The sequence below is a fragment of the Williamsia sp. Y853 genome (assembly GCF_056786495.1).
On sequence record NZ_JBXCJC010000008.1, the window covers coordinates 21,228 to 27,449 of the forward strand.

Here is a 6,222-nt window from a genome sequence, read left to right on the forward strand (position 1 = left end):
CACTTTCACTTCTTGGGTACAGAAATTATGAGCGCATCACCCTGTCCGCCGGCGCCACAGAGTGCGGCCACACCCGTGCCACCTCCGCGGCGGGCGAGTTCCAGGGCGAGGTGCAGCGTGATGCGTGCACCGGAGGCACCGATCGGGTGACCGATTGCGATGGCGCCACCGTTGACGTTCACTTTATCGTCGGAGACCCCGAGTTCCTTGGCAGAGGCCAGGCCGACTGCCGCGAACGCTTCGTTGATCTCGTACAGATCGAATCCGGCGGGATCGACCCCAGCCTTCGAGGCAGCCTTGCGGATGGCGTTGGCCGGCTGGTGCTGCAGGGTGGAGTCGGGTCCGGCGACTACACCGTGCGCACCGATCTCGGCGATCCACTCGAGCCCGAGAGCCTCCGCCTTCGCCTTGCTCATCACGATGACGGCAGCGGCGCCGTCCGAGATCTGCGAAGAATTGCCTGCGGTGATGGTGCCGTCCTTGCGGAACGCCGGGCGTAGACGTCCCAGCGAATCGGCGGTGGTGTCGCCGCGGATGCCTTCGTCTTCGGCGAACAGGATCGGATCACCCTTGCGCTGCGGGATCGGTACCGGCACGACCTCGTCGTCATAGACGCCGTTCTTCCACGCGATGGCGGCGCGCTGGTTCGACTGTGCGGCGAATGCGTCCTGCTCCTCGCGGGTGAACTTCTCGACGTCGTTCTGCGCCTCGGTGAGCGCGCCCATCGGCTGATCGGTGAACGGATCGTGCAGTCCGTCGTAGGCCATGTGGTCGACGAGCTCGGTATTGCCGTACTTGAAGCCGCTGCGGCTGCCCTGCAGGATGTGCGGGGCCTGGGTCATCGATTCCTGACCACCGGCGACAACGCACTCGAACTCGCCTGCCCGGATCAGCTGATCGGCCAGCGCGATCGCATCGATGCCCGACAGGCACATCTTGTTGATCGACAGAGCGGGGACATCCCAGCCGATGCCTGCCTTGACCGCGGTCTGCTTGGCAGGCATCTGACCGGCGCCGGCACCGAGAACCTGTCCCAGGATGACGTATTCGACCTCAGAGGCAGGCACGTTGCCCTTCTCCAGGGCTCCGCGGATGGCGATCGCACCGAGATCCACCGCACTGAAATCCTTGAGCGAACCCATCAATCGGCCGATCGGGGTACGGGCTCCGGACACTATTACCGACGTTGTCATCTGTTCTGACCTCTCTGAAAAGCTGGCTGAATCGTCGCTCAACTAAAGCCGAGGTTACCTTTATGCCATGAGCACATCTGAACAGAACCCCCAGTCAGTGGCCATTGCCACCATCGGCGAGCTCGTCACAGCGGTCGATCATGTCGGGATCGCAGTGCCCGATCTGGAGGCCGCCAAGGCCTGGTACCTCGAAAACCTGGGCCTGGTGACGCTGCATCAGGAGACAAACGCCGCCCAAGGTGTGGTCGAAGCGATGGTCGGGCCCGCAGGTGCCGACAAGACACACGCGCTCATCCAGCTGCTGTCGCCGATCGACGAGACGTCGACCATCGCCAAGTTCATCGATCGCAACGGCCCCGGACTGCAGCAGATGGCTGTCCGCGTCACCGACATCGACGAGGTCACGCGCCGTCTGGTCGCCAACGGTCTGCGGGTGCTGTACACCGAACCGCGCCGTGGCACCGCAAACTCACGGATCAACTTCATCCACCCCAAGGATGCCGGTGGTGTCCTCCTCGAGCTCGTGGAACCGGCCGCCGCAGCGCACTGAATCCCCACCCCGAAGCCGCGGACCGGGCCGGGGACACGGGTTGCAGCCTGGTAACTCCTGTGCGCCGCACCGTGTTCACCCCCGGTCCCGGCGGCAACACAGCGTAAAATCTCAGCCATGCCAAATAACGAGGCCACATCTGCCAGCGGCCTGCCGTTTGCCACGGTCATGCGTGGTTACGACCGGGATCAGGTCACCGAGTTCTTCCGTCGCTTCGACGCGGAGATGCGGGTTATCGCCGCCGACCGCGACGCCGCCACGGCCAATGCCCGTGAACTCGCCGAGAATCTCGAGATCGCCCGCGACGACATCGACGAGCTTCGCCGCGAGGTAAATCGGTTGTCTGTGCCACCCACCACTGTGCAAGGGATGAGCGAGCGCGTCTCCAGCATGCTTCGCCTGGCTTCTGACGAGGCTTCGGAGATCCGGGCACAGTCGGAAGCAGAAGCGGCAGAGGTACTTTCGATCGCACGTCAGGAAGTCACGGAACATCGCGAGGAGATCGCGCGAAAAACCGAGGAACTCGACCGCCGCCGTGAGGCGATGCAGGCCGAACACGAGGCCACGATGATCGCGGCCCGCAACGAGGCGCAGCGCATCCTCGCCGAGGCAAAGGCACAGGCCGAAGAACTCGACGCCAGGGCGCTGGCCAACCGGGAACGGATTCAGCAAGACTTCGACATCACGATCGCCGCCCGCCGATCCGAGGCCGTCGCCGCTGCCAACAAACTCGAGACCGACAGCAAAAACGAGGCACGCGAACGGCTCGAGAACGCACATGCCGAAGCCGAGAGCCTACGTCAGCGTGCCGCCTCCGCGGCAACCGAAAGAGTCACGCGCTCACAAGAAGTCACCGAACAGGTGCGTGCGCTACGGAGTCGGATGTTGTCTCAGCTCGCCGAGATCCGCAGCCAACTCGACGATGTCCCCCAGTTGCTCGCCGCAGTCGAGAACGAGCCCGAACTGCTCGATCCGAACACGACCGGCCTCCTCAACAAAGAACTCTCCGACAACGCGCGCCTCGAAGAGCCGTCATCGGGCCTGGCCGACGATGCTGTCGACAGTGAAGACGTCGACACCGAAGTCGCAGCGCTCGACGAACCCGCCGATCGCGAACCGCAGGACGATACCGACAGCACCGACACCCCCGATCGGGTGAGTTCTTCTTACCGGTAGCTCCCGCGGCACTAACGTCGTGCGCCGCGCGTGCCCCGCGCGGCGCGACGCCAGCATCCGGTGTGCCAGTGGCGGCGATCATCCAGATAGGACGCGCCGCCCTCGTACCCGTCCATCCCGTAGTCATCCACCGGCCAGGCCACCACGTGCGGAACACCCACCATCACGGTCTGGTTGCAGCCCGGGCATCGGTAGATCTTGGTTGCGCGTTGACCGGTAATCGGCCGGACGTAGTAGTCGTCGCCGCCGGGGCCTGGCTCGATCCGTTCCATCACACTCGCCGGTATCTCAGAACAGCCGGAACTCGGTGCTCTCGGTCCCCCGAAGCTTGTCGTAATCGAGCGTGACGCACCGGATGCCGCGATCGTTGGCGAGGGTCTTGGCCTGTGGCTTGATCTGCTGGGCCGCGAAGATGCCCTGCACCGGGGCCAGTAGTGGATCACGGTTCATCAGTTCCAGATAGCGGGTCAGCTGCTCTACGCCATCGATCTCACCGCGTCGTTTGATCTCCACCGCGACCGACGAACCGTCGGCGTCCCGACACAGCAGGTCAACGGGTCCGATGGCCGTCATGTACTCACGCCGCACGAGCGAATAGCCGGTGCCGAGCGTCTCCACGTGTTCGGCGAGCAACTCCTGCAAGTGTGCCTCGACACCGTCCTTGACCAGCCCCGGATCGACGCCGAGCGCGTGGCTCGAATCGTGTTCGATCGCGGTGATCGTGATCTGGAGTTCCTCGCCGGCTTTGTTTGTCACAACCCAAAGTTGTGGTCCATCAGGCGTTTCAGGCGTGGTCTCCACCAGCCAGCACGGTGGGCTCATCCAGTTCAGCGGTTTATAGGCACGATCGTCGGCGTGCACGCTCACTGAACCGTCGGACTTGATCAACAGCAGTCGGCGAGCTTTGGGCAGATGGGCGGTGAGCCGTCCGACATAGTCGACCTGGCACTCGGCAATAACAAGACGCACGAGGACCACTTTAGGCCCGCGGCCGCGACGCGTGTCGCCCCCGTGCCGTGCGCGGGCCATATTCTGATGTGGTGTCGATCAAGCGAGTGTCTTCAGCCGAGATATATGCCAACCCATGGTTGTCTCTCCGGGAGGACAAGATCCTTCGCTCCGACGGCAGCACCGGCATCTACAGCGTCGTCGACAAGCCCGAGGGTGTCATCGTCATCCCCCGCGAAGATAGCCGCCTGTATCTGGTCGAACAGTTCCGATACGCAGTGGACGCGCGACGATGGGAGTTCCCGGCAGGGACGGCACCGGACCGTCAGGTCGTTCCGGCTCAGGCACTCGCAGTCCGCGAGCTCGCAGAGGAAACAGGCCTCCGCGCCGGGTCCCTCACCCGGATCGGGACAGTGGATGTCGCACCCGGTTTCAGCAGTCAGAGACAAGCGGTGTTCCTCGCCGAGAACCTGTCTGCCGGGACCGCCCAGCGTGAACACGAAGAACAGGACATGGACGCGCGCTGGTGGCCTGCGACGGAGGTATGGGCGGCGGTCAGCTCCGGAGCGATCTGCGACGCCCAGACCCTGGCCGCACTGACCTTGCTCTCCGCCTACGACGCCACTGCGAGCTGAACGACGTCCGTCATCCGGTTACCGCTCCTCGATCGCCGTCTTCAGCAAGAAGTCTTCTGCTTGGGCAAGTGCATCGGCCATCGTCTTGACGACGTAGTCGAGCTGCGGACCCGGTTCGGCCTCGTGGGTATGCGCCCGCAGCACAATGCCGTCCGGATCCACCACCACCGCAATGCGTTTCACATTCTCGAGGTTCTTGCTGGCACCGAGGAACATCGTTCTCGACACCTCGTCGACCTGATCAACTCGACTCATGTCGAGGATGACCACGTCGAATTCCTTGGCCGCCGATCGAACACGTCGCAGCACGCTCTCGGTACCCGAAAACGTCAGGTCACCCTGGAGCTCGTAGATCCTGATGCGATCACGCTTGCCTTTGAGGAAGTGTCGCTCGAACTCGTTGCGTTCGGTGGCCACCTCGAACTCCTCCGCGGATCGGAAGGAGCGAACCGCGGACCTGCTCTGCCGGGCAACGTTGAACATGTGCAGACCGAGATCGGATGAAAGCCGCTTACAGGCGCTGACACCACGCACGCTGTTTCCATGCACGTCGAGAAGCGGCGAGTACACGCCGATACCGAGCTGTCCGGGCAACACCGCCATGATCCCGCCACCCACACCGCTCTTGGCGGGCAGACCCACCCTGGTCACCCAATCTCCGGCTCCGTCGTACATGCCGCACGTCGTCATCACGCTGAGCACACGTTCCACAATGCCCTGCGTCAACACCCGCCTGCCCGTTCGCGGATTCACGCCCCCGTTCGCCAGCGTGCCACCGATGACCGCAAGGTCGTTTGTCGTCACGATCAACGAGCATTGGCGGAAATAGAGGTCGATCGAATCCTCCGGCGAGGCTTGCAGAGCACCAAAGCTCTGCATCATGTACGCAATCGCACGGTTTCGGGCCCCGCTGCGCATCTCGGAGCTGTACACATCGGCGTCAAGTGACAGCTGACGGCCCGCGCAGGATGAATAGAAGTCGAGCAACTCTGCGAACGCAACGTCGACATCGGGTTGGACTTCGAGGAGCAGGGAAGACGACAGAATCGCACCCGCGTTGATCATCGGGTTACGTGGCCGGCGCTGTGAATCAACGCTGATCTCGTTGAACGCCTCACCCGAGGGCTCGACCCCTATGCGTGCGTCGATTTCATCAAAACCCTTGTGCGTCAAAGCAAGTGCGTATGTCAGCGGCTTCGATACAGATTGGATGGTGAAGCCGACATCCGAATCAGCGATCGAGTACACGTACCCGTCGTGCAACGCCAACGACAGCCCGAATCTGTTGGGATCGACCTGGGCCAGCTCCGGTATGTAGTCCGCGAGCGCGCCTGCACCGCCGGCAGCGCACGTGTCGTGGATGTGTTGCAGATACGACTCGACCAGAGTGGGGCCGCCGACCAGTGATGCCATGTCTCATCTAAGCAAATATTCGCGCACCACACTACGACGCCAGAACACACGAAAGGCGACCCCGGAACGCAAGAAAGGCCCCTCACATATGTGGGGCCTTCGATGACTCCGTCTTGGAGATAGCAAAATACCCTGCATTCGGAACCAATAAAGATTCCGAATACAGGGTATTCGCAAATAGAGTTCGGCGGTGTCCTACTCTCCCACACTTATTAAGGTGCAGTACCATCGGCGCTGGTAGGCTTAGCTTCCGGGTTCGGAATGGGACCGGGCGTTTCCCTACCGCTATAGCCGCCGTAACAATGTG

7 protein-coding genes and 1 rRNA gene are annotated in these 6,222 nt (G+C 62.7%); 3 read left to right on the plus strand and 5 right to left on the minus strand.

Going from position 1 to position 6,222, the window contains the following annotated elements:
* Window positions 1-5: 5 nt before the first annotated feature.
* Window positions 6-1,193: an acetyl-CoA C-acetyltransferase gene (locus AC1TPF_RS27140; protein WP_482138817.1), complete on the minus strand. Its 1,188-nt coding sequence runs from the start codon at window positions 1,191-1,193 to the stop codon at window positions 6-8.
* A 67-nt stretch (window positions 1,194-1,260) separates the two neighbouring features.
* Here AC1TPF_RS27140 and mce point away from each other — a divergent pair, with 67 nt between their 5' ends.
* On the plus strand, window positions 1,261-1,743 hold the full coding sequence (mce, locus tag AC1TPF_RS27145) for a methylmalonyl-CoA epimerase (protein WP_482145895.1): 483 nt from the start codon (window positions 1,261-1,263) through the stop codon (window positions 1,741-1,743).
* A gap of 117 nt (window positions 1,744-1,860) precedes the next feature.
* Window positions 1,861-2,919: a hypothetical protein gene (locus tag AC1TPF_RS27150; protein ID WP_482145896.1), complete on the plus strand. Its 1,059-nt coding sequence runs from the start codon at window positions 1,861-1,863 to the stop codon at window positions 2,917-2,919.
* An 11-nt stretch (window positions 2,920-2,930) separates the two neighbouring features.
* Here the strand turns inward: AC1TPF_RS27150 and AC1TPF_RS27155 are convergent, their stop codons facing one another.
* Together AC1TPF_RS27155 and nucS are read right to left on the minus strand one after the other, a co-directional pair.
* Window positions 2,931-3,191 carry an ATP/GTP-binding protein gene (locus AC1TPF_RS27155; protein ID WP_482138812.1) on the minus strand — a complete coding sequence of 87 codons (261 nt, stop codon included), beginning with the start codon at window positions 3,189-3,191 and terminating at the stop codon, window positions 2,931-2,933.
* 16 nt (window positions 3,192-3,207) lie between these two features.
* A complete protein-coding gene (gene nucS / locus AC1TPF_RS27160; RefSeq protein ID WP_482138810.1) occupies window positions 3,208-3,888 on the minus strand; it encodes an endonuclease NucS in 681 nt (226 codons plus the stop codon).
* 68 nt (window positions 3,889-3,956) lie between these two features.
* Here nucS and AC1TPF_RS27165 point away from each other — a divergent pair, with 68 nt between their 5' ends.
* Complete coding sequence (locus tag AC1TPF_RS27165; RefSeq protein WP_482145898.1) at window positions 3,957-4,502, plus strand: NUDIX domain-containing protein; 546 nt, start codon at window positions 3,957-3,959, stop codon at window positions 4,500-4,502.
* 18 nt (window positions 4,503-4,520) lie between these two features.
* On the opposite strand, the gene glsA is transcribed toward AC1TPF_RS27165, so the two are convergent.
* A complete protein-coding gene (glsA, locus tag AC1TPF_RS27170; protein WP_482138806.1) occupies window positions 4,521-5,915 on the minus strand; it encodes a glutaminase A in 1,395 nt (464 codons plus the stop codon).
* 182 nt (window positions 5,916-6,097) lie between these two features.
* A 5S ribosomal RNA gene (gene rrf / locus AC1TPF_RS27175) occupies window positions 6,098-6,214 on the minus strand.
* Between the last annotated feature and the right edge of the window lie 8 nt (window positions 6,215-6,222).

Bases quoted from the DNA above. Each gene is read 5' to 3' on its own strand.
- AC1TPF_RS27155 (WP_482138812.1), bottom strand. From the start codon at position 3,191: ATGGAACGGATCGAGCCAGGCCCCGGCGGCGACGACTACTACGTCCGG.
- AC1TPF_RS27150 (WP_482145896.1), top strand. From the start codon at position 1,861: ATGCCAAATAACGAGGCCACATCTGCCAGCGGCCTGCCGTTTGCCACG.
- AC1TPF_RS27140 (WP_482138817.1), bottom strand. From the start codon at position 1,193: ATGACAACGTCGGTAATAGTGTCCGGAGCCCGTACCCCGATCGGCCGA.
- glsA (WP_482138806.1), bottom strand. From the start codon at position 5,915: ATGGCATCACTGGTCGGCGGCCCCACTCTGGTCGAGTCGTATCTGCAA.
- mce (WP_482145895.1), top strand. From the start codon at position 1,261: ATGAGCACATCTGAACAGAACCCCCAGTCAGTGGCCATTGCCACCATC.